Origin of the sequence: Oricola thermophila, from assembly GCF_013358405.1 — a bacterium.
Taxonomy (GTDB): Bacteria; Pseudomonadota; Alphaproteobacteria; order Rhizobiales; family Rhizobiaceae; genus Oricola; species Oricola thermophila.
The window spans coordinates 2,216,992-2,236,899 of sequence record NZ_CP054836.1; the positions used below are offsets into that span (position 1 = coordinate 2,216,992).

The window sequence follows — 19,908 nt, forward strand, 5'->3', positions numbered from 1 at the left end:
CGCGCGGCTAAGGTCCGACCGGAGTTCAAACCGAGGGGGTACTGCCATGTGGGACTTTTCCGTAGCAAAGACACTTTCCATTGTCGGCCGAACCATGCCGTTCGTCATCCTGCGCATGGCGGTCTATTTCGGCATAACCTTCGCCTATGTGTTCGCCGTCGGCGCCGGTGCCGGCATCGGCTACGGCGTCGGACAGATCGGTGACGATCCGTCCTCCTTCGCGGTGTGGGGCGGGATCGCCGGCTTCGGCCTGGTCTCGGCCATCGTCTACTGGATCCGCGAATACATCCTCTACATGGTCAAGGCCGGCCACATCGCCGTGATGGTCGAGCTGATCGACGGCCGGACGCTGCCGCAGGGCCAGATCGGCCACGCGCAGGAGACGGTGCGCGGCCGCTTCGGCGAGGCCAACGTGCTGTTTGCACTCGACCAGCTCATCAAGGGCGTCATCCGGGCGATCACCGGCCTGATCGGCGGCGTCGCCGCCTTCCTGCCGATCCCCGGCCTCAACGCCATTGCCGGCTTCGTCAACGGCATCATCCGCATGTCGCTGACCTATGTCGACGAGATCATCCTCGGCTACAACATCCGCGTCGCCAGCGAAAATCCGTGGGAGACCTCGCGCCACGCGCTCGTGCTCTACGCGCAGAACGGCGGCCACATGGTCAAGAACGCGGTGTGGCTGTCGATCGTCATGTGGGCGCTCTCGCTGATCGTGTTCCTGATCGCGCTCGGCCCGGCCGCCCTGTTCGTCTACATGGTGCCGGGATCGACCAGCGGCTACAGCTTCGTGTTCGCCTTTATGCTGGCCTGGTCGTTCAAGGCCGCCGTCATGGAGCCCTTCGCCATCGCGGCGCTGATGCAGGTCTTCTTCGCCCGCATCGAGGGCCAGCAGCCGGACCCGGAATGGGACGCCAAGCTCGCCGGCGCGTCCGACAAGTTCCGCGAGCTGACCCAGAAGGCGAAGCAGTCCTTCGGCGGACGGCCCGTCACACAGTAAAACATCCACAGGAGGCGGATGGCATGGCGCGGCTTTGATGCTACATAGACGCGATGACCACCCGCCTCTACACGCATGAGATCTTTCTCGAACACGAGGTGCCGCCGGGCCATCCCGAACGGCCCGACCGGCTGCGCGCAATCGCCGCCGCGCTGGACAACGAGGTCTTCGCGGGCCTCGACCGGGTCGAGGCGCCCGAGGGCGACCCCGCGACCATCCGCTACGCCCATCCCGACGAATATGTCGAGCGCGTCATGGCGCAGATCCCGGAGACGGGAATCGCCCGCATCGACGAGGACACCTGCGCCAGCCCGAAGAGCTACGAGGCGGCGCTGCATGCCATCGGTGCGGCCAATGCCGCCGTTGATGACGTTTTCACCGGCGCTGCGGCGAATGTCTTCGTCGCGGCAAGGCCGCCCGGCCACCACGCCGAGAAGGCGACCGCGATGGGCTTCTGCCTGTTCAACAACGCGGCGATCGCCGCCCGGCACGCGCAGAGGAAGCACGGTGCCGAACGCATCGCCATCGTCGACTGGGACGTGCATCACGGCAACGGCATCCAGGACATCTTCTGGGACGACGCCTCCGTGCTCTACTGCTCCACGCACCAGATGCCGCTCTATCCCGGCACCGGCGCCAAGGACGAGACCGGCGCGCACGGCACCATCTGCAACGCGCCGCTCAGCCCGCACGATTCGGGCGACCGGTTCCGCGAGGCTTTCCGTGACCGCATCCTGAAAGCGGTCGACGCGTTCCGTCCCGATCTGGTAATCGTGTCCGCCGGATTCGACGCCCACCACCGCGACCCGCTGGCCGAGCTCAATTTCGTCGAGGACGATTTCGACTGGGCGACCGGCAAGCTGATGGACCTGGCGGGCCAGCACTGCGACAACCGGCTCGTCAGCCTGCTGGAAGGCGGCTACGATCTGAAGGGACTGGCGGCCTCGACGGCCGCCCATGTTTTGCGACTGATGCGAGGATGAACCACATGGCCGACGCTCCGACCCACGCCGACGTGAAGGAGATGAACTTCGAGACGGCGCTGAAACAGCTGGAAGAGATCGTGGACAAGCTGGAACGCGGAGACGTGCCGCTGGACGAATCCATCGCCATCTACGAACGCGGCGAAGCGCTTCGCAACCGTTGCGACGCGCTGCTGAAGGCGGCCGAGGCCAAGATCGAGAAGATCAAGCTCAACCGCGAGGGCAAGCCGGCCGGTACGGAACCGCTGGACGGGTAGTCCCCGTCTCTCTCCGGCGAACGCTCCGTCGCCCCGGATTGAATTGCGCTCCCCGCCTCCCATTTGCCGTAGTGAACAGACAGGCGGAGGCAGGCCATGAGCTTCTTTCCCGGAAACGACCCGGAACCGGGCGACTCGTTCGCCTGCGACGCGATCGAGACGCTGGTCGTCCCGAAGGTCAGCGACATCGGCGGCTTCGAGGTGCGCCGCGCCCTGCCCTCGCTCAAGCGCAAGCTGGTCGGCCCCTTCATCTTCTTCGACCGCATGGGGCCGGCGACCTTCCGGCCTGGCGAGGCGATCGACGTGCGGCCCCATCCGCATATCGGGCTGTCCACGGTGACCTATCTCTATGACGGAACGATCCGCCACCGCGACTCGCTCGGCACCGAAATGGTCATCGCGCCGGGCGACATAAACCTGATGACGGCGGGACGCGGCATCGTCCATTCGGAACGCTCGCCGGAGGAAACGCGGCAGACCGCGCGGCGCATTTCCGGATTGCAGACCTGGCTGGCCCTGCCCGACGACAAGGAGGAAATCGCGCCGTCCTTCGAGAACACCGATGCGGCGTCGATGGGCGTCCTCGACGGCGGCAAGGCGCAAGCCCGGGTGCTGATCGGCTCGTTCCACGGCGTTTCCTCGCCGGTGACGCAGTTTTCCGAGACCCTCTATGTCGACGTGACGCTCGCCCCCGGCGGCGAGATCGAGATCCCGGCCGACGCCGAGGAACGCGCCGTCTATGTCGTGGAAGGAGAGATCGACATCGCGGGCGACATCTTCGCCCCGGACCGGCTGCTGGTCTTCCGCCCCGGTGACCGCATCGTCGTGCGCTCGGAGCGCGGTGCGTCCTTCATGCTGTTCGGCGGCGCCTCGCTCGGCTCGCGGCGCTACATCTGGTGGAACTTCGTCTCCTCCTCGCGCGAGCGCATCGAGCAGGCGAAGGAGGAATGGAAAAGCCGCTGCTTCGACATCGTGCCGGGCGACGAGGAGGAATTCATCCCGCTGCCGGAATGAGCCGATATCGATTCAGCCATTGCCAAGGGGCGCGTCACCCGGCAATGAACGGTTCATGAGCACCGTCACGTCCACAGACCGCGTCCGGCTCGACCAGCTGCTGGTCGAGACCGGCGCCTTCGCATCCCGCTCGCGGGCGCGCGACGCGATCCTGCGCGGCACGGTGCGCGTCGGCGGGGCGCGGGCGGAAAAGCCCGGCCAGATGGTCCCGCGCGATGCCGAGATCGACCTCGACGATCCCGCGCGGGCCTACGTCTCGCGCGCGGCGCTAAAGCTGAAGGCGGCGCTCGGACATTTCGATCTGTCGCCGGAGGGCCGTATCGCGCTCGATGTCGGCGCGTCCACCGGCGGCTTCACCCAGGTCCTGCTGGAACAAGGCGCCGCGCATGTGTTCGCCGTGGATGTCGGTCACGGCCAGATGGCTGAACGGCTCGCGGCCGACCGGCGCGTGACGAATATCGAGGGGCTGAACGCGCGCGATCTCGCCCCCGCCCTTCTCGGGGATGCCCGCCCCCGGTTCGTCGTCTCCGACGTCAGCTTCATCTCGCTCAAGCTGGCCCTGCCGCCCGCGCTCGCGCTGGCCGCGCCGGGCGCGGAGGCGGTACTGCTGGTCAAGCCGCAATTCGAGGTCGGGCGCGAGAGGATCGGCAAGGGCGGGCTGGTCGCACAGGCCGACGCGGAGAGATGCGCTGGCGACCTGGCGGACTGGTTCGCCGGACAGCCGGGCTGGTCCGTGCTGGGACTCTGCCCATCCCCCATAGCGGGTGGCGACGGCAACACCGAATATCTCCTGGCGGGGCGCAAGGCATGAGCAGGACGGAAACGCTGACCATCGACGAACTCGGCGCGCGCGGCGACGGCGTGGCGAAGAGCGGGGACGGACAGGTCTTCGTGCCCTACACGCTGGCGGGCGAGACAGTGACGGTGATCGCCGACGGAAGGCGCGCGGCGCTGCTCTCGGTCCGCACCCCCTCCCCCGACCGCGTCGAGCCGGTCTGTCGCCATTTCGAGACCTGCGGCGGCTGCGCCCTGCAGCACATGGGCCCGGACGCCTACCGGACGTGGAAGGCCGGCCTGCTGGATAGGGCGCTCGGCGCCCGCGGCCTCGACACCTCCGTCATCAGGCAGGCCCATTTCTGCGAACCGCGCACGCGCCGCCGCGCCGTCTTCTCCGCAATCCTGACCGAGAAGGGCGTGCTGCTCGGCTTCCAGCAGGCGGCCAGCAACACGGTCGTCGACATCGAGGAATGCCACGTCATCGCGCCGGAGATCGACGCCGCGCGGCCGGCGCTGAAGGCGGTGCTGGAACCCCTCCTGCCCGCCGGCAGGACGGTGCACGCGACCGTCAACCTGACGCTGTCCGGCCTCGACGTCGCCGTGGAAGGAAAGATCGCGCCCGACGACAGGCAGAAGCGCGCCGCGGCGGATATCGTGCGCGCGGAGGGCCTTGCCCGGCTCACCGTCAACGGCGAGATCGTCCTGGCGCCGAAACGGCCGCTGGTGGCCTTCGACGACGTGATGGTGTCGCCGCCTCCGGGCGCCTTCCTCCAGGCGGTGCCGGAGATGGAAACCGTCATGGCGGATCTCGTCACCGGCCACATGGCGAAATCGAAGCGCGTCGCCGACCTCTATGCCGGTTGCGGAACCTTCGCGCTGCGGCTGGCGAAATCCTCGACCGTGCACGCGGTGGAGGGCGACGGGCCGGCGCTTGCCGCGCTCGACCGCGGCTTCCGCGACAATTCGGACAGGAAGCTGAAGCCGGTCACCGTGGAGCGGCGCGACCTCGCGCGTCGGCCGATGACCGCGCATGAGCTGCGCGTCTTCGACGGCGTGGTGTTCGACCCGCCGCGCGCCGGGGCGGAGGCGCAGGCGCGCGAGATCGCCGCCTCCACCGTGCGCCGCGTCGCCGCAATATCGTGCAATCCCGAGACCTTGGCGCGCGATCTTGCGATACTGATTCAGGCGGGTTTCACGCTGAAATCGGTGACGCCGGTCGACCAGTTCATCTGGACGCCGCACCTGGAGGCCGTGGCGCTGCTGGAGCGCAGGACCGGCAGGAAGCGGCACTGGTCGGACATGTGAGCGGTCAGTTCCGCGCGCCGTTGTCTGGGCCGCCCCCGGCCGCCCGGCGCCGGCGTACCGGGTCCTCGGTATCACCGAGCCCCTCCAGCGTCACCGGTTCCCGGCCGGGAAACTCGACAGTCAGCTTCAGGGTTCCGCCCATTGCGCCGACATAGCTGCGCAGGGTGGAAAGCAGAAGATCGCCCTGGCGTTCGTATTTCGCCACCGTCGCCTGCTGGACCCCGAGCATCTCGGCCAGCTGCACCTGGGTCAGTTCCTTCGCCTTCCGTAACTCCCGAAGAGTCAGCAACTCGCCGTGCAGGCGATCGGCCTCGGCCTCGATGTGCGCCCGGCGCTCGGGATCGAGGGCGGAGAGCTTGTCCTGCAGGCTGCGTGCCATGGTCGTCATCCTTTCCGTCTCTCCAGATGGCGGTCGAACCGTTCATCGGCCCGGCTGATCAGTTGCCGGTAGAAGCGCTTCTCGCTTACGCCCGACTTGTCGCCGCCGACGAGCAGGACCGCCTGCCGGTCGGGATCGAATGCAAAGGCGATGCGCCAGACACCGCCGGCGGCGTTGCAGCGCAACTCCTTCATGTTCGCATGCCTCGATCCCGCCAGCGTATCGACATGAGGCCGCCCGAGCGACGGGCCTTCGCGCTCAAGCAACAGCGCACGCGCGAAAATTGCGTCCTGCACCTCCTCGGGGAAGGCGTCGAACTCCGGCTCGAATTCCTCCACGAACGCGACGGTCCAAGCCATGCGGCCCTCTTGTCCGGACAGAAATATAGCCTTGAAGCACTATTTTTGCAATATCGACCATTGCCCACCGCGACACCGGGCGGTCAGGACGCAGCACTGGTCGGACATGTGAGGGGGCCTACTTCTTCCTCGCCATGAAGGCCATGAAGGCCTCGCGCGCCTCGTCGGACTTCAGGCGCTGCATGAAGAGTTCGCCCTCCTCGCGGATGCGCTCGATCACCGGCTCGGTCGGGCTCTTGATCAGCTTCTTGGCCAGTTGCAGCGCCTCGGGCGGCTTGGCGGCGAGCGCCTCGGCCGCTTCCCTCACCGCGCCTTCCAGCGCCTCCGGCTCCACGATCCCGCGGATCAGCCCGGCCTCGAGCGCCTGCTTCGCCGAGAAGCCCTCGCCCGCCGCCAGCAGGGCGAAGGCGCGCTGGTGGCCCATGATGCGCGGCGCGATCAGGCTTGAGGCCGCCTCCGGCACGAGGCCGAGATCGGTAAAGGGCGTGCGGAACAGCGAGTCCGGCGTGGCGAAGGTCATGTCGCAATGAAGATGGATGGTCGTGCCGATGCCGATGGCCAGCCCGTCGACGCCGGAGACCACAGGCTTTTTCGCCGTGGCCAGCGCGACGAGGAAGTCGAACACGTCGCCATCCGGCTCCGTGCCCGTGGCGACGGCGAGGAAATCCTGCAGGTCGTTGCCGGAGGAAAAGGCTCCCGGCGCCCCGAGGAAGACATGGACGCGCACGCCATCGTCGGCGTCACCGTCGCGCAAAGCCGCGGCCATGCGCTCGTACATGGCCCGCGTGATCGCGTTCTTCTTCTCGGGCCGGTTCAACCGGATCGTCTGCACCGCGCCGGAGCGCTCGACGAGAATGTGATCGGTCATGGTGTCTCCCTCAGGCAACCAGGAATTCGCCGGCGGCGGCGAGGCTCTCCGCGCCCGCCTCCACGGTGCGGCGCAGGGCGGCCGTCTCGCCGGCCAGGTTCTCGGCAAAGAAGCGGCACAGCGACGCCCGCTCGCCATTGCCGGCATCGGCCAGCGCCGCCCGGGCGAGATAGACGCCGCCCGCGGCGAGGCCGAACAGGCGAAGATAGGGCGTCGCGCCGGAAAGCGCCCTGGCCATGTCGCCTGCCTTCATCATCGCGCCGAGCGCGTCCGTCGCCGCGCGCAGGTCGGCCACCGCCTCCTTCAGCCGCCCGGCGGACTGGCCGAAGGCCGGCTCGTTGGAGGCCGACAGCGCGCCGATCACGCCGTCCAGCTCATCGAAATAGGCCGAGACGCAGGCGCCGTCCGACTGCGGCAGCTTGCGCGTCACCAGGTCGATGGCCTGGATGCCGTTGGTGCCCTCGTAGATCTGGGCGATGCGGGCGTCGCGCATGTAGAGCGCCGCGCCGGTCTCCTCGATGAAGCCCATGCCGCCATGGACCTGCACGCCGATGGAGGCGACCTGGCTGCCGATGTCGGTGGAAAACGCCTTGGCGACAGGCGTCAGCAGGCTGGCGCGCTCGTGCCAGAACCGCGCCTCGTCGCCCTGCGTCGCGCGCGACATGTCGATGGCGTGCGCGCAGGCAAGGCAGATGGCGCGGGCCGCGCGCGTCAGCGAGGTCATGGTCAGCAGGTCGCGGCGCACGTCCGGGTGCAGCACGATCGGGCTCATGCCCTCGCCGGTCCAGCCGGGCGCCCTGCCCTGCCGGCGCTCGTTGGCATAGGCGAGCGCCTTCTGGCTCGCCGCCTCGGCCACGGCGACACCCTCGATGCCGACGGCGAGGCGCGCGTTGTTCATCATGGTGAACATGCAGGCAAGGCCGCGGTTCTCCTCGCCCACCAGCCAGCCGACGGCGCCCGGCTCGTCGCCGAACTTGCCGTCGCCGTAGATCATGGTGCAGGTCGGCGAGGCGTGGATGCCGAGCTTGTGCTCGATGGAATGGCAATGGACGTCGTTGCGCGGCCCGAGCGAGCCGTCGTCATTGACCAGGAACTTGGGCACCAGGAAGAGCGAGATGCCCTTGGTGCCCGCCGGGGCGCCCGGCAGGCGCGCAAGCACGAGGTGGACGATGTTGTCCGTCATGTCGTGCTCGCCATAGGTGATGAATATCTTCTGGCCGAAGATGCGGTAGGTGCCGTCGCCCGCGGGTTCCGCGCGCGCCTTCAGCGCGCCGACGTCGGAGCCGGCCTGCGGCTCGGTCAGGTTCATGGTGCCGGTCCACTCGCCCGACACCATCTTCGGCAGGTACTTCGCCTTCATCTCGTCGGAGGCATGGGCCTCGAGCGCCTCGACCGCGCCGGCGGTCAGCGTTGCGACGAGGCCGAAGCCCATCGAGCCCGAGTTCCACATCTCGGCCACGGCCATGGCCAGCGAGATCGGCAGTCCCTGCCCGCCGAATTCCGGATCGGCGGCCAGCCCGTTCCAGCCGCCGGCGGCCCAGTCGCGATAGAGGTCCGCGTAGCCGTCCGGCATGGTCACCGCGCCGTCGGCATGGCGTGCGCCCTGGCGGTCGCCGGGCACGTGCAGCGGCGCGATCCGGTCTGTGGCGAACCTGCCCGCCTCTTCCAGGATCGCGTCGACGAGATCCTCCGAAAGATCGCCGAACAGGCCCTTGTCGAGCCCTTCCTTCAGTCCCGCGACCGACTTCAGCGCATGCGCGATTTCAGAAACTGGCGCCCTGTACATCAAAACCTCCCGGATGTTTCCCGCCGGCCTGCCCGACGGAGGGAACAGCGTCAAGGCCAGCGCTAAATGCTTTTTACGTAAACGTCAATTGCACCGGCAATCCGCGCAACGAATGATAGAGCAATTCTTAACCGAGTCAGGTAAGGCTTGTGCTTTGGTACGGCTAAGGAACGCCATGATGGGCATTCGGACATGGCTTGCCGCCACGGCGGTAATGGCAGCGCAGGCGATCCTCCCGACCGGCGCGGGCGCGACGGAGTTCTTCCGCCCCTGGGCCGATCCGAAGCGCGCCATCGTCCTGGACGGCTACGAGCACAACATCATCGACCTGCACAGGATCGCCACCGACAAGCGCGTCACCGCCTTCATCCACAAGGCGTCCGACGGCATGCCGCCGCCCTATCGCTGCGAGGGCGACGAGACGGAGCGCAAGGCCTGCCGCGTGGCGTGGCAGCGCTACGCCATCTCGCGCGAGCTCTACCGGACGCGCCGGGCGCTGGCGAAGCAGCTCGGCCTCGAATGGGGTGCCTATCACCTGGCGCGCGCCGGCGATCCGCTGGAACAGGCGCGCCACTTCCTCGATTTCGCCGACCCGCAGCCCGACGAGCTGATCGCGCTCGACCTCGAGGGGCTGGACGAGGAGAAATGGATGTCGCTGGCCGACGCCGAGCGCTTCGCCATCTTCATCCACAACGAGACCGGCCGCTATCCCGTGCTCTACGCCAACGAGATCGTCTCCCGGCGCATCGCGGAGATGCGCGGCGAATACCGGGTGCTGTCGCGCCTGCCGCTCTGGTACGCCCGCTACAAGCCCGCCATCCGCGGCGCCTTTCCCAAGGGCAACTGGGACAGCTACCACATCTGGCAGTTCGCCTATCACGGCAACTGCCCCGGCAAGCGCTGCCCCTACCGGGTAGAGGGAACGGAACCGGACATCGACGTCAACATCGTCGACATGACGCCGGAGCAGCTCCGCGCGGCATGGCCGTTCGGCGAGCTGGTCGAGGACAAGGCGCCGATGGTGATCCCGATCCCCGTCGCCCGGCCGGACATTCCGGAAATCGAACGCGCCCCCGATCCGCTTTACCCGGGCCGGCTCGTCGCGGGCCTGGCGAAAACGGTGTCCGACTGGTGGGGCACGGCGGCGGAAAGCTACCGCAGGCACGCCGCCCCGGACAGGCATTTCCCCGGTCCCGACGGCATCGACCTGGTGACGACGGCCGCCTTCGGCGGCGGCAAGCCGCCGGACCCGCAGATCGGCCTGCGCTGAACCGGGCCGCCGGCCGGCGCGCCGGGAAAGGCCGAAACGCCCTGTTGCGCGGCGGAATTGCGCACCTACATTGAAGCGGACGATTCAACAACGGAACGAACGCCCGTGAACTTCAAGACATTCATCCCCAAACGCTTCCGCGGCGGCGGCCCCGTCATTCCCGTGGTCCGCCTCCAGGGCACCATCGCCACCGGCAACTCGCCGATGTCGCAGACGCTTTCGCTGGCGACAACCGCGCCGATGATCGAGCGCGCATTCGCCGACAAGCGCGCGCCGGCCGTGGCCTTCGCCGTCAACTCGCCCGGCGGCTCGCCCGTGCAGGCGCGCCTCATCTACAAGCGGATCCGCGATCTCGCCGGGGAGAAGAACAGGAAGGTCTTCATGTTCACCGAGGACGTCGCGGCGTCCGGCGGCTACATGATCGCGCTGGCCGGAGACGAGATCGTCTCCGATCCGTCCTCGATCGTCGGCTCCATCGGCGTGATCTCCGCCGGCTTCGGATATGTCGAGGCGATCGGCAAGATCGGCGTGGAGCGCCGCGTCTACACGGCGGGCGAGAACAAGGCCGTGCTCGACCCGTTCCAGCCGGAGAAGAAGGAGGACGTCGAGCGGTTGCAGTCGATCCAGCGCGACGTCCACAAGGTGTTCATCGACATGGTGAAGGAGCGGCGCGGCGACAAGCTGGCCGACGATCCGGACCTGTTCACCGGCGCGTTCTGGGGCGGCCTGCAGGCAAAGGAGCTCGGCCTCGTCGACCATGTCGGCGACATGCGCTCCTTCCTGAAGGAGCGCTACGGCGACAAGACCGAGCTGCGCCTGATCCAGCCGCAGCGCAACATATTCGGGCGCCGCACCGCCGCCGGCGTGATCGGCGGCACGAATGCCGAGGCGCTTGCAGCGGCCGCCGCCTCCGGCCTGCTGGGCGCCGCGGAGGAACGCGGCCTGTGGGCGCGCTACGGCCTCTAGGAACCCCGGCGAAGGGAGGGAACCGATGCCGCAACTGCTGTTCTTCGCCGCCGTCGCCGCAGTGGGCGTCCTCGGCTACCGCGCCTTCGTGAAGGAGGCGAAGCGCGTCTCCGAGCGGGTGCGCCGGGCCGAGAAGGAACAGGAAACCGGCGCCATGGGCACGCTCGTCAAGGACGAGAAAACCGGCGAATACCGGGTGATGCGCCCCGACGAATAGAAACGGCGGGGGCGCGCCCTTGACCGGCGCGCGGACCCGTGTCACGGAAGCGCCGTTTCAAAGGCAGATCCCGATGACCGCGCACACCACGATCGACAAGCTGCACCCGACCCGTTCCTTCCAGGGCCTGATCCTGACGCTCCAGAACTACTGGGCCGCCCATGGCTGCGTCGTCCTTCAGCCCTATGACATGGAGGTCGGCGCCGGCACGTTCCATCCCGCCACCACGCTGCGCTCGCTCGGGCCGAAACCGTGGAAGGCGGCCTACGTCCAGCCGTCGCGGCGGCCGACCGACGGGCGCTACGGCGAGAACCCGAACCGGCTGCAGCACTACTACCAGTTCCAGGTGATCCTGAAGCCCTCGCCGCCCGACCTGCAGGAGCTCTATCTCGGCTCGCTCAAGGCCATCGGGCTGGACCCTCTGCTGCACGACATCCGCTTCGTCGAGGACGACTGGGAAAGCCCGACGCTGGGCGCGTGGGGCCTCGGCTGGGAATGCTGGTGCGACGGCATGGAGGTCTCGCAGTTCACCTATTTCCAGCAGGTCTGCGGCATCGAGTGCGCGCCGGTTTCCGGCGAGCTGACCTACGGGCTGGAGCGGCTCGCCATGTACGTCCAGGGCGTGGACAATGTCTACGACCTCAACTTCAATGGCGAGGACGGCGAGGACCGGATCACCTATGGCGACGTGTTCCTTCAGGCCGAGCAGGAATATTCCCGGCACAATTTCGAATATGCCGACACGGCGATGCTGCTGAAGCATTTCGAGGACGCCGAGAAGGAATGCGAGGCGCTCCTGAAGGCCGGCGCGCCGACGGATGGCGAGCGGCTGCACAAATGCGTGCTGCCGGCCTACGACCAGTGCATCAAGGCGAGCCACGTCTTCAACCTGCTGGACGCCCGCGGCGTGATCTCCGTGACCGAGCGGCAGAGCTACATCCTGCGCGTGCGCAACCTGTCGCGCCAGTGCGGCGAGGCCTTCCTGCTGACGGAAGCCGGCGGCGCGAACTACCAGGGCTGATCCGCGGGGCGTGGGGCGCGAGGCTCCCCTATCTCTCCCCTCGCGGGAGAGAAAGCAAAAGCTTGGGCTTGGCACAGCCAAGTCCTTAGCTTTTGCAAGTGAGGGGTAAAGGCACCCAGGGTGAAGAACGATGCAGCCATGTCCGCCATCGCGGGCCCCTCTCTTGCCTTTTCCAGGCACTTACTCGGGCTTCGCCCCTCCTAAGCGCCGGAAAAGGCTTTCTCCCCCGCAAGGGGGGAGATAGTCCCCGTTGGACAACCTCCGCCCAAACGCCCGCGTTCCTGCCATTCCCGCCATTCCCGCCGAAACTTATCCAACGCCCCCAAACCTCCCCTATCCTGTTCCCCGCCTGCGAAACGCGGCAGAGACGGAGAAAGGCATGGAGTTCGACTGGAAACGGGCGGTGGAGCGGAACCTGGACGATCTTTTGCGGATCGTCGCGCACCTGTTCTTCATGGCCGGGATCAGGACGGGCCGCTCGCTGGTCTTCCTTCCGCGCGGGCTGCGCACGCGCATCCTGTCGGTCCTGCGTCCCGCCGAATTCGCCGCCCGGCGACTGATCGTCATGGCCGCCTGCAAGCTGGACCTTGATGTGAAAATTCCCCCGGAACGCGGCGAGCGACCGGACGGCAATGGAGGGGATCATCCGGCCACCGCGCCCGGGGACGGGACGGACAGGGAGCCGGGCGCAGAACCGTCCGACGCAGAACTGCTCGACCTCTACCGCGACCGCCCTTCCTTCCAACTCTTCGACCCGTGGAAGCGCCATGCGCCCTTCCTGTTCGATGTCACCGGGCTGGACGGGCCTTTCGGCCATGTCTTACTGGAATACGACGAGGAGGACGGCGGTGACTGGCCAGGTCCGGACCGCGATCCCGACGAGCTGGTGGATGCCCGCGCCCTGTCGCGGCGCATCCGTGCCTTGGCACTGGCGCTGGACGATCTCGACGGCCAGGCCGCCCGCCTCGCCCGCTGGAAGGCCCGTTTCGACCGCGCCATCGAGCGCATGCAACTGGCGGATGCGGGCAGGATCGACGGCGTGACACCGGATGCAGTGCGCAAGCCCGCGCCGTGGCGCTTCCGCCCATTGCGGCCCGGCCTGCCGCCGGGCTGGCGAAGGCGGCCGCGAAACGAGGTCGAGGAGGTGCTGAAGGAGTGCCACCTGCTGGCGCTGGACGCCTGGAACACGTCATGAGCGGCGGAAGACAATTCGCGTCCGGGAAACCGGCCTCGCAAGCGGGGCGCGGCGCCGATGCCGCACACCCCTTCCTCGCCCCCACGAAGGTGGGGGGTGAGGCGCGGTCCGCGCAGCGGACGAAACGATCCGGCGGATCGTTTCGAGCGCCGAACGGGCGGGAGCTGCCGGAGGCAGCGGGCCCCGCCCCGACAAGTACCTTGGAAGAGGCAAGCCGACGATCCGGTGAATCGTCGGCAGGCTCCGAACGGGCGCGATGGCGCCCCCGTCAGGCGCCCGACAGGGTGAGCACCGGCGGAAAGCCGTTCATGTCCGCGAAGGTGCAGAAGGCCGGCGGCCCCAGCTCGACGACCGGGATGCGCGCCCGGAACTCCTCCGTCAGCTCGGCCAGCGCGCGGCGGTAGAGGGGCACCAGCTCGTCCGGCAGCCAGTCGATGATGTAGGCGAGCGTGACGTGGAACGAATAGGCATCGTGGTTCGGCGAGCGATAGCCGAAGGGGCCGGCAAGGGCGTCCCGCCAGGCGCGCGCCGTCGCCTCGTCGGCATCCGTCGCGCCCGTCAGCGCCAGGCCGAAGGGCGTGACCTCGGCGATGGTCATGTCGAACCGTCCCGGCCCCGCGAAATCCTCCAGCCGCGCGGCGAGATGGTCCGTCACCGCGTCCATGGGCGCGTCGAGCGGCAGCGTCCCCGGCCAGTAGCCCGGCAGGCGGCGCGTCTCGATCGCGCCCTCGAAGACCGTCATGTGAAGGCTTTCCGGCGCGGTGAAGGCGAAGCGGTGGCCCCAGGGCAGGCCGCGCAGCCTCTCGCGCAGATCGGCAAGCGCCGCCTGCGTGGCCGATCCCGGCACGACGTGGCGGACGACCGTGTTGCCCGCCTCCGGGAGGAACGTCCCGCCTTCGTCGAAACGGGTGCCGAGAAAGCGGTTCGGGCGGGGATTGGCGGAGGCGGCGAGGATTTCCGGATCGAAGGGTTCGGGCATGGCGACGGTTTCATCGAAGGGGTCGGTTGGCAATCCATAGGCGAAACCAAAGGTCGCCGGTGTGAAATTTCCGTGACGCCGCGCCGCGCGGGATCAACCGGGCCTCACCGTAACGTGATCACCAGGCGTGATCCCCTCGCCGCCGGCGCCCGTATGCCCTGCAGACAATCCGGACTGTCGCAAACCGAAACCCATGAGGAGACCACCATGCGCAAGACAGCTTTTGGCGCAGCCATTTCATTCGCCCTGATTTCCGCGGTACCCGCCACGGCCGACAACATCGTCGAGGTCGCCAAGGGGGCCGGATCGTTCAACACGCTGCTCGCGGCGGCCGAAGCGGCCGGCCTGGCCGGCGCCCTTGCCGACGGCTCGAACCTGACCGTGTTCGCGCCGACCGACGAGGCCTTCGCGGCGCTTCCGGACGGCACGGTGGAGAACCTGCTGAAGCCCGAGAACAAGGACCAGCTTGCGGCGATCCTGTCCTATCACGTCCTGCCGCGCGAGCTTGCCTCCAACATGCTTCCCGGCGGCACGATCCACGTGAAGACGATCAAGCAGGGCGGCGATACCACGCTCTCCGTCACCAAGGCCGCAGGCGCCGTCACCGTCGACGAGGCGACCGTCGTCTCCGCCGACATCCGCGCGGACAACGGCATCATCCATGTCATCGACAAGGTGATGCTGCCTTCGAGCTGACACCGCCGCGACGACCGATCGCCGTTTGGCATGGCAATTCCGCGCGCAGCCGTTATGCTGCGCGCGATTTCGGTTTGTTCGGGGGACGAATATGTTTGACAGCAGCCTCATCATACTGGCGATCGTCGTGGTCGCCGGGCTCTATGTCATGGTCACCTACAACGCGCTGGTGCGCGTCCGCCAGATGGTCCAGGAGGCATGGAGCGGCATCGACGTGCAGCTGAAGCGGCGTGCCGACCTGATCCCCAACCTCGTGGAGACGGTGAAGGGCTATGCCGGGCACGAGAAGGAAACGCTGCAACAGGTCACGGAGATGCGCACCCGCGCGCAGAACGTTCCGGCGGGCGACATCGCGGGCCGCGGCGCGGCAGAGGGCCTGCTCGGCCAGGCGCTCGGACGGCTGATGGCGGTGGCGGAGGCCTATCCCGACCTCAAGGCCAACGAGAACTTCCTCGACCTGCAACGGCAGCTCTCTGCGCTTGAGGGCGAGATCCAGATGGCGCGGCGCTACTACAACGGTTCGGCGCGCGAACTGAACGTGAAGGTCGAAAGCTTTCCCTCCAATGTGATCGCCAACACATTCGGATTCGCCAAGGCGGAGTATTTCGAGCTGGAGAACCCGGCCGACCGGGAGCGGCCGGACGTGAAGTTTTCCTGATCGAAGGGAGCCGGATCCATGCTGCGCGGCCTCGTTGCGCTTCTCCTTCTCCTCGCCACCGCCACGCTGGCAAGCGCGGCCGAGGAAATCCTGCTTTTCCGCAGCGACGTGACGGTCGAACCGAACGGCGATTTCGTCGTCACCGAGACCATCCGGGTCAATGCCGAGGGCAAGGAGATCAAGCGTGGCATCTACCGCGACTTTCCGGTCCAGTTCGTAAAGGCGGACGGCAGCATCGGACAAAACGCCTTCGAGCTTGTCTCCGCGACGCGCGACGGCCTGGCCGAGACCACCCGCACCGAGCGACGCAGCAATTTCATACGGGTCTATCTCGGCCAGGAGGACGTGTTCCTGCAGCCGGGCGTCTACACCTACGAGCTGAAGTTCCGCACCGACCGGCAGGTCCGCTTCTTCGACGACCATGACGAGGTCTACTGGAATGCCACCGGCACCGAATGGATTTTTCCGATCCGCAAGGCCGTCGCGACAGTCGACCTGCCGGACGGCGCGACGGCGCAGGACACGGTGGCCTATACCGGGGCCTACGGCTCTACCGCGCAAAACGCCCGCGCGACGGTCTCGCAGGGCGGCAACGTCGTCACCTTCGAGACGACGCAGCCCCTGGGTCCCCGCGAGGGACTGACCGTGGCGGTGGCCTTCCAGAAGGGCATCATCGCGCCGCCCCCCAGGGAGCGCGAAATCCTGTGGTTCCTGCGCGACAACAGCGCTTCGCTGATCGCCGTCGCGGGGCTGCTCGTCGTCACGGCATACTACCTCTGGGCCTGGGTGCGCGTCGGGCGCGATCCGCCGCGCGGCGTCGTCGTGCCCCGCTGGGACCTGCCGGAAGACATGTCCCCCGCGCTGGTGCACTATATCTGGAACAAGGGACTTGCCCGCATGGGCTTCCCGGCCCTCTCCGCAGCCGCGGTCAACCTTGCCGTCAAGGGCTATCTCGAACTCGACGAGATCGGCAAGACGATCACGCTGCGCCGGACCGGCAAGCCGAAAGACGGCGCCGCCTTTCCGGTCGGAGAGAAGGCGCTCCTCGACAAGCTGGATGCACTGGGCGGAACGCTGGAGATTTCGAAAGCCAACGGCAAGACCGTGCAGGCGCTCGGCAGGCGATTCACTTCCGCTATCGAAAGCGAGCACAAGTCCGTGTTCTACCGGCACAATGTCGGCTGGATCGTTCCGGGAGTCATTCTCTCGGTAGGTACACTCGTCCTGACCCTCGCTTTCGGGCGGCTCAGCGAGAACACGATCGGTTTCGTGATCATGTCGCTCTTCGTCTCGATCTTCGTCACCGCGTTCCTGCTCGCTATCGCCAAGGCCGCCGCGAGAGGCCTGGCAGGCAAGATCCGGCTCGCCGTGCTTCTCGTCATGGCGGTGGTGATCCTTCTGAACTCCGGTCTTCTGGCCGCTACCGGCTGGTACAAGTTCATCGAGCAGCCGCTGGTCATCGGCGCCCTGGCGGCTATCGCGATGGTCAATGCACTGCTGTTCTTCCTGATGGGTGCGCCGACGCGGCTCGGGCAGCAGCGAACTGTCGAAATCGAGGGGCTGAGGCGCTACCTGACCGTTGCGGAGAAGGACCGCATGAACATGGCGGGTGCACCCGAGATGTCGCCGCAGCACTTCGAGAGGCTGCTGCCCTATGCGATGGCGCTGGGCGTGGAAAAGCCGTGGTCCGACGCATTCCAGAAGTGGCTGAGAGCTGCCGCGGCAGCGGGCGTGGCCGCCGCGGCGGCCTATCACGGACCGTCCTGGTATCGCGGCAGGTCCGGCTTCGACAGCAACCGCATCGGCAGGACGATGGGCGGACTGTCGAACTCGATGGCGAAGAGTTTCACCTCGTCGCTGCCCGCGACAAAGTCCTCCTCCTCCGGATTCTCCGGCGGCTCCTCCGGCGGTGGCGGTGGAGGTGGCGGCGGCGGTGGCTGGTAGGCGGCTTTTGTCCGTCACGGGATGACATCGCCGCGCGGGCTTGCTATTCGGCGCGCGACAAGTCCTTTTCCTCGGCTTCCCATCGGATCCTTCCATGCCAGACCTTCTGCTCGAACTCTTCTGCGAAGAAATCCCCGCCCGCATGCAGCGCAAGGCCGCCGGCGACCTGAAGAAGGCCGTCACCGGCGCGCTGGTCGATGCAGGCCTGACCTACGAGGGAGCGCGCGAATACTGGACGCCGCGACGCCTGACGCTGGACATTCGCGGCGTCACGGCCCGTTCCGCCGACATTACCGAGGAACGCAAGGGCCCGCGCACCGATGCGCCGGAAAAGGCGATACAGGGCTTCCTGCGCGCTGCGGGCCTTTCCTCCGTCGACGAGGCCGAGGTGCGCAGCGACCCGAAGAAGGGCGACTTCTACGTCGCCGTGATCCGGAAGGAAGGCCGCGACGCCGAGGAGATCATCGCCGAGGCGATGCCCGGCATCATACGCAATTTCCCGTGGCCGAAATCGATGCGCTGGGGCAAGTCCTCGCGCGAACCCGGCTCGCTCAAATGGGTCCGCCCGCTGCAGTCGATCCTCTGCACCTTCGGCCCGGAAACCGAGGAGACCAGGGTCATCGGTTTCGAGGTCGACGGCATCCGCGCCGGCAACGTCACTTACGGCCACCGCTTTCACGCGCCGGAGCCGATCACCGTTCGCCGCTTCGACGACTATGCGGCGAGCCTCGAGAAGGCCCATGTCGTGCTCGACGCGGAGCGGCGCAAGGACATCATTGCGACGGACGCGAGGAACCTCGCCTTCGCCCACGGCATCGAACTGGTCGAGGACGAGGGCCTGCTGGAAGAGGTCGCCGGCCTCGTCGAGTGGCCGGTCGTGCTGATGGGCGAGTTCGAGAAGGCATTCCTCGAAATCCCCGACGAGGTGGTACGGCTGACCATCAAGACCAACCAGAAATGCTTCGTGACCCGCGACCCGGAAACGCAGCAACTCACCAACCGCTTCATCCTTGTCGCCAATATCGCCGCCAGCGACGGCGGCGAGGCGATCGTTGCCGGCAACGGCAAGGTGGTGCGGGCGCGGCTCTCCGACGCGCTGCATTTCTGGAAGACCGACCAGGCCGACCTGCCGGACCTCGACGGGCTGAAGGCGTCAGCCGAGAAGTTCGGCCTCGACCTGAAGAAGCCGCTGGACCAGCGGATGGCCAAGCTCGACCGGCTGAACGTCACCTTCCACGCCAAGCTCGGGACGCAGGGCGAACGCGTCGCCCGCATCGCTAGGCTGGCCGAGGCGCTGGCGCCGAAGGTCGGTGCCGAGCCGGCCAAGGCGCGCCGCGCCGCGGTGCTGGCGAAGGCGGACCTGACGACAGAGGTGGTCGGCGAGTTTCCCGAGGTGCAGGGCGCGATGGGCCGCATCTATGCAGAGCTGCAGGGCGAGGACCCGGACGTGGCGCAGGCGGTCGAGGACCATTACAAGCCGCTCGGCCCGACCGACGACGTGCCGACCGACCCGGTGGCGATCGCCGTGGCGCTGGCCGACAAGCTGGACACGCTGACCGGCTTCTGGGCGATCGACGAGAAGCCGACCGGCTCCAAGGACCCCTATGCGCTCAGAAGGGCGGCGCTGGGCGTGATCCGGATATTGCTGGAGAACGGGCTTCGGCTTCAACTGGCAAGTGAAGGCGTTTCGGAGGACCTCCTCTCCTTCTTCCATGACCGGCTCAAGGTCTATCTTCGCGACTCCGGCGCACGGCACGATCTGATCGACGCGATCCTGTCGCCCGAGGACGACGACCTGCTGATCGTCGTGCGCAAGGTCGAGGCTCTGGGGGCGATGCTGGATACGGATGCGGGGGCGAACTTGTTCGCGGGCACCAAGCGGGCGTTGAACATCCTCGCGGCGGAAGAGAAGAAGGACGGCGAAGGCGCGTTCGAGGGCGAGGCCGACAAGGCGCTGATGAGCGAGCCGGCCGAGCGCGAGCTGGCCAACGTGCTGGAATCCGTCTCCGGCCATGTCGACGATCACATCGCCAAAGAAGACTATGCCGGGGCCTTCGCGGCGCTCGCCGAGTTGCGGCCGGCGGTGGACGCCTTCTTCGAGGCGGTGATGGTCAATGCCGACGACCCGGCGGTGCGCACCAACCGGCTCAGGCTGCTGTCGTCGCTGCGGGCGACGACGCGCAAGCTGGCGGATTTCTCGAAGATCGCGGGATAAGGCCGACTGCAGGGCCTCC

20 protein-coding genes are annotated in these 19,908 nt (G+C 67.5%); 15 read left to right on the top strand and 5 right to left on the bottom strand.

The annotated features are described in order from the left end of the window. Positions 1-46: 46 nt before the first annotated feature. The 6 genes from HTY61_RS10770 to HTY61_RS10795 all read left to right on the top strand — a co-directional run bounded on the left by HTY61_RS10770 (position 47) and on the right by HTY61_RS10795 (position 5,336). Positions 47-1,000, top strand: a complete 954-nt coding sequence (locus HTY61_RS10770; RefSeq protein WP_175276790.1) for a hypothetical protein — start codon at positions 47-49, stop codon at positions 998-1,000. Positions 1,001-1,053: 53 nt separating this feature from the next. Continuing rightward, positions 1,054-1,983, top strand: a complete 930-nt coding sequence (locus HTY61_RS10775) for a histone deacetylase family protein (RefSeq protein WP_175276791.1) — start codon at positions 1,054-1,056, stop codon at positions 1,981-1,983. Between the two features lie 5 nt (positions 1,984-1,988). Continuing rightward, the gene (locus HTY61_RS10780) at positions 1,989-2,240 is read left to right on the top strand and encodes an exodeoxyribonuclease VII small subunit (protein ID WP_175276792.1); all 252 of its coding nucleotides are present in this window, start codon (positions 1,989-1,991) and stop codon (positions 2,238-2,240) included. Positions 2,241-2,336: 96 nt separating this feature from the next. Continuing rightward, positions 2,337-3,254 carry a pirin family protein gene (locus HTY61_RS10785; protein WP_175276793.1) on the top strand — a complete coding sequence of 306 codons (918 nt, stop codon included), beginning with the start codon at positions 2,337-2,339 and terminating at the stop codon, positions 3,252-3,254. A gap of 55 nt (positions 3,255-3,309) precedes the next feature. Next, positions 3,310-4,065, top strand: a complete 756-nt coding sequence (locus tag HTY61_RS10790; RefSeq protein WP_175276794.1) for a TlyA family RNA methyltransferase — start codon at positions 3,310-3,312, stop codon at positions 4,063-4,065. Continuing rightward, positions 4,062-5,336 (top strand): class I SAM-dependent RNA methyltransferase, encoded by a 1,275-nt coding sequence (locus HTY61_RS10795; RefSeq protein ID WP_175276795.1) that lies wholly within the window; start codon positions 4,062-4,064, stop codon positions 5,334-5,336. The genes HTY61_RS10790 and HTY61_RS10795 overlap by 4 nt, the downstream gene beginning before the upstream one ends. Before the next feature lie 4 nt (positions 5,337-5,340). Here the strand turns inward: HTY61_RS10795 and HTY61_RS10800 are convergent, their stop codons facing one another. From HTY61_RS10800 to HTY61_RS10815, 4 genes are all read right to left on the bottom strand, one after another. Continuing rightward, a complete protein-coding gene (locus HTY61_RS10800; RefSeq protein WP_175276796.1) occupies positions 5,341-5,724 on the bottom strand; it encodes a helix-turn-helix transcriptional regulator in 384 nt (127 codons plus the stop codon). Next, entirely contained in the window at positions 5,721-6,074 is a 354-nt protein-coding gene (locus HTY61_RS10805; RefSeq protein WP_175276797.1) for a type II toxin-antitoxin system RelE/ParE family toxin, read from the bottom strand. The genes HTY61_RS10800 and HTY61_RS10805 overlap by 4 nt, the downstream gene beginning before the upstream one ends. 118 nt (positions 6,075-6,192) lie before the next feature. Then, positions 6,193-6,942 (bottom strand): crotonase/enoyl-CoA hydratase family protein, encoded by a 750-nt coding sequence (locus tag HTY61_RS10810; RefSeq protein ID WP_175276798.1) that lies wholly within the window; start codon positions 6,940-6,942, stop codon positions 6,193-6,195. A gap of 10 nt (positions 6,943-6,952) precedes the next feature. Continuing rightward, positions 6,953-8,728, bottom strand: coding sequence for an acyl-CoA dehydrogenase family protein (locus HTY61_RS10815; protein ID WP_175276799.1), 1,776 nt, complete (start codon positions 8,726-8,728; stop codon positions 6,953-6,955). A 175-nt stretch (positions 8,729-8,903) separates the two neighbouring features. On the opposite strand from HTY61_RS10815, the gene HTY61_RS10820 reads away from it, so the two are divergent. The 5 genes from HTY61_RS10820 (at position 8,904) to HTY61_RS10840 (ending at position 13,397) form a co-directional block, all read left to right on the top strand. Continuing rightward, on the top strand, positions 8,904-9,998 hold the full coding sequence (locus HTY61_RS10820; protein ID WP_210268609.1) for a glycoside hydrolase family 25 protein: 1,095 nt from the start codon (positions 8,904-8,906) through the stop codon (positions 9,996-9,998). A gap of 105 nt (positions 9,999-10,103) precedes the next feature. Continuing rightward, entirely contained in the window at positions 10,104-10,964 is an 861-nt protein-coding gene (locus HTY61_RS10825) for a S49 family peptidase (RefSeq protein WP_246272781.1), read from the top strand. A 25-nt stretch (positions 10,965-10,989) separates the two neighbouring features. After that, positions 10,990-11,181 carry an NfeD family protein gene (locus tag HTY61_RS10830; RefSeq protein ID WP_175276801.1) on the top strand — a complete coding sequence of 64 codons (192 nt, stop codon included), beginning with the start codon at positions 10,990-10,992 and terminating at the stop codon, positions 11,179-11,181. Positions 11,182-11,254: 73 nt separating this feature from the next. After that, the gene (locus HTY61_RS10835) at positions 11,255-12,202 is read left to right on the top strand and encodes a glycine--tRNA ligase subunit alpha (protein ID WP_175276802.1); all 948 of its coding nucleotides are present in this window, start codon (positions 11,255-11,257) and stop codon (positions 12,200-12,202) included. Positions 12,203-12,581: 379 nt separating this feature from the next. Further along, positions 12,582-13,397 (top strand): hypothetical protein, encoded by an 816-nt coding sequence (locus HTY61_RS10840; RefSeq protein WP_175276803.1) that lies wholly within the window; start codon positions 12,582-12,584, stop codon positions 13,395-13,397. Between the two features lie 268 nt (positions 13,398-13,665). Here HTY61_RS10840 and HTY61_RS10845 read toward each other — a convergent pair whose 3' ends face one another. Continuing rightward, entirely contained in the window at positions 13,666-14,376 is a 711-nt protein-coding gene (locus tag HTY61_RS10845) for a DUF1868 domain-containing protein (RefSeq protein ID WP_175276804.1), read from the bottom strand. A 207-nt stretch (positions 14,377-14,583) separates the two neighbouring features. Here HTY61_RS10845 and HTY61_RS10850 point away from each other — a divergent pair, with 207 nt between their 5' ends. The 4 genes from HTY61_RS10850 (at position 14,584) to glyS (ending at position 19,889) form a co-directional block, all read left to right on the top strand. Further along, positions 14,584-15,072, top strand: coding sequence for a fasciclin domain-containing protein (locus HTY61_RS10850; RefSeq protein WP_175276805.1), 489 nt, complete (start codon positions 14,584-14,586; stop codon positions 15,070-15,072). 91 nt (positions 15,073-15,163) lie between these two features. Beyond that, on the top strand, positions 15,164-15,730 hold the full coding sequence (locus HTY61_RS10855; RefSeq protein ID WP_175276806.1) for a LemA family protein: 567 nt from the start codon (positions 15,164-15,166) through the stop codon (positions 15,728-15,730). Positions 15,731-15,748: 18 nt separating this feature from the next. After that, positions 15,749-17,674 carry a DUF2207 domain-containing protein gene (locus HTY61_RS10860; protein WP_175276807.1) on the top strand — a complete coding sequence of 642 codons (1,926 nt, stop codon included), beginning with the start codon at positions 15,749-15,751 and terminating at the stop codon, positions 17,672-17,674. Between the two features lie 94 nt (positions 17,675-17,768). Continuing rightward, the gene (glyS, locus tag HTY61_RS10865; protein ID WP_175276808.1) at positions 17,769-19,889 is read left to right on the top strand and encodes a glycine--tRNA ligase subunit beta; all 2,121 of its coding nucleotides are present in this window, start codon (positions 17,769-17,771) and stop codon (positions 19,887-19,889) included. Positions 19,890-19,908 lie beyond the last annotated feature (19 nt).

What these genes read in the sequence shown, in the direction of transcription:
- HTY61_RS10845 (WP_175276804.1), bottom strand. Translation starts at nt 14,376, where the DNA reads ATGCCCGAACCCTTCGATCCGGAAATCCTCGCCGCCTCCGCCAATCCC.
- HTY61_RS10855 (WP_175276806.1), top strand. Translation starts at nt 15,164, where the DNA reads ATGTTTGACAGCAGCCTCATCATACTGGCGATCGTCGTGGTCGCCGGG.
- HTY61_RS10770 (WP_175276790.1), top strand. Translation starts at nt 47, where the DNA reads ATGTGGGACTTTTCCGTAGCAAAGACACTTTCCATTGTCGGCCGAACC.
- HTY61_RS10800 (WP_175276796.1), bottom strand. Translation starts at nt 5,724, where the DNA reads ATGACGACCATGGCACGCAGCCTGCAGGACAAGCTCTCCGCCCTCGAT.
- HTY61_RS10810 (WP_175276798.1), bottom strand. Translation starts at nt 6,942, where the DNA reads ATGACCGATCACATTCTCGTCGAGCGCTCCGGCGCGGTGCAGACGATC.
- glyS (WP_175276808.1), top strand. Translation starts at nt 17,769, where the DNA reads ATGCCAGACCTTCTGCTCGAACTCTTCTGCGAAGAAATCCCCGCCCGC.
- HTY61_RS10775 (WP_175276791.1), top strand. Translation starts at nt 1,054, where the DNA reads ATGACCACCCGCCTCTACACGCATGAGATCTTTCTCGAACACGAGGTG.
- HTY61_RS10860 (WP_175276807.1), top strand. Translation starts at nt 15,749, where the DNA reads ATGCTGCGCGGCCTCGTTGCGCTTCTCCTTCTCCTCGCCACCGCCACG.
- HTY61_RS10830 (WP_175276801.1), top strand. Translation starts at nt 10,990, where the DNA reads ATGCCGCAACTGCTGTTCTTCGCCGCCGTCGCCGCAGTGGGCGTCCTC.
- HTY61_RS10815 (WP_175276799.1), bottom strand. Translation starts at nt 8,728, where the DNA reads ATGTACAGGGCGCCAGTTTCTGAAATCGCGCATGCGCTGAAGTCGGTC.
- HTY61_RS10835 (WP_175276802.1), top strand. Translation starts at nt 11,255, where the DNA reads ATGACCGCGCACACCACGATCGACAAGCTGCACCCGACCCGTTCCTTC.
- HTY61_RS10820 (WP_210268609.1), top strand. Translation starts at nt 8,904, where the DNA reads ATGATGGGCATTCGGACATGGCTTGCCGCCACGGCGGTAATGGCAGCG.
- HTY61_RS10850 (WP_175276805.1), top strand. Translation starts at nt 14,584, where the DNA reads ATGCGCAAGACAGCTTTTGGCGCAGCCATTTCATTCGCCCTGATTTCC.
- HTY61_RS10785 (WP_175276793.1), top strand. Translation starts at nt 2,337, where the DNA reads ATGAGCTTCTTTCCCGGAAACGACCCGGAACCGGGCGACTCGTTCGCC.
- HTY61_RS10790 (WP_175276794.1), top strand. Translation starts at nt 3,310, where the DNA reads ATGAGCACCGTCACGTCCACAGACCGCGTCCGGCTCGACCAGCTGCTG.
- HTY61_RS10795 (WP_175276795.1), top strand. Translation starts at nt 4,062, where the DNA reads ATGAGCAGGACGGAAACGCTGACCATCGACGAACTCGGCGCGCGCGGC.
- HTY61_RS10805 (WP_175276797.1), bottom strand. Translation starts at nt 6,074, where the DNA reads ATGGCTTGGACCGTCGCGTTCGTGGAGGAATTCGAGCCGGAGTTCGAC.
- HTY61_RS10840 (WP_175276803.1), top strand. Translation starts at nt 12,582, where the DNA reads ATGGAGTTCGACTGGAAACGGGCGGTGGAGCGGAACCTGGACGATCTT.
- HTY61_RS10780 (WP_175276792.1), top strand. Translation starts at nt 1,989, where the DNA reads ATGGCCGACGCTCCGACCCACGCCGACGTGAAGGAGATGAACTTCGAG.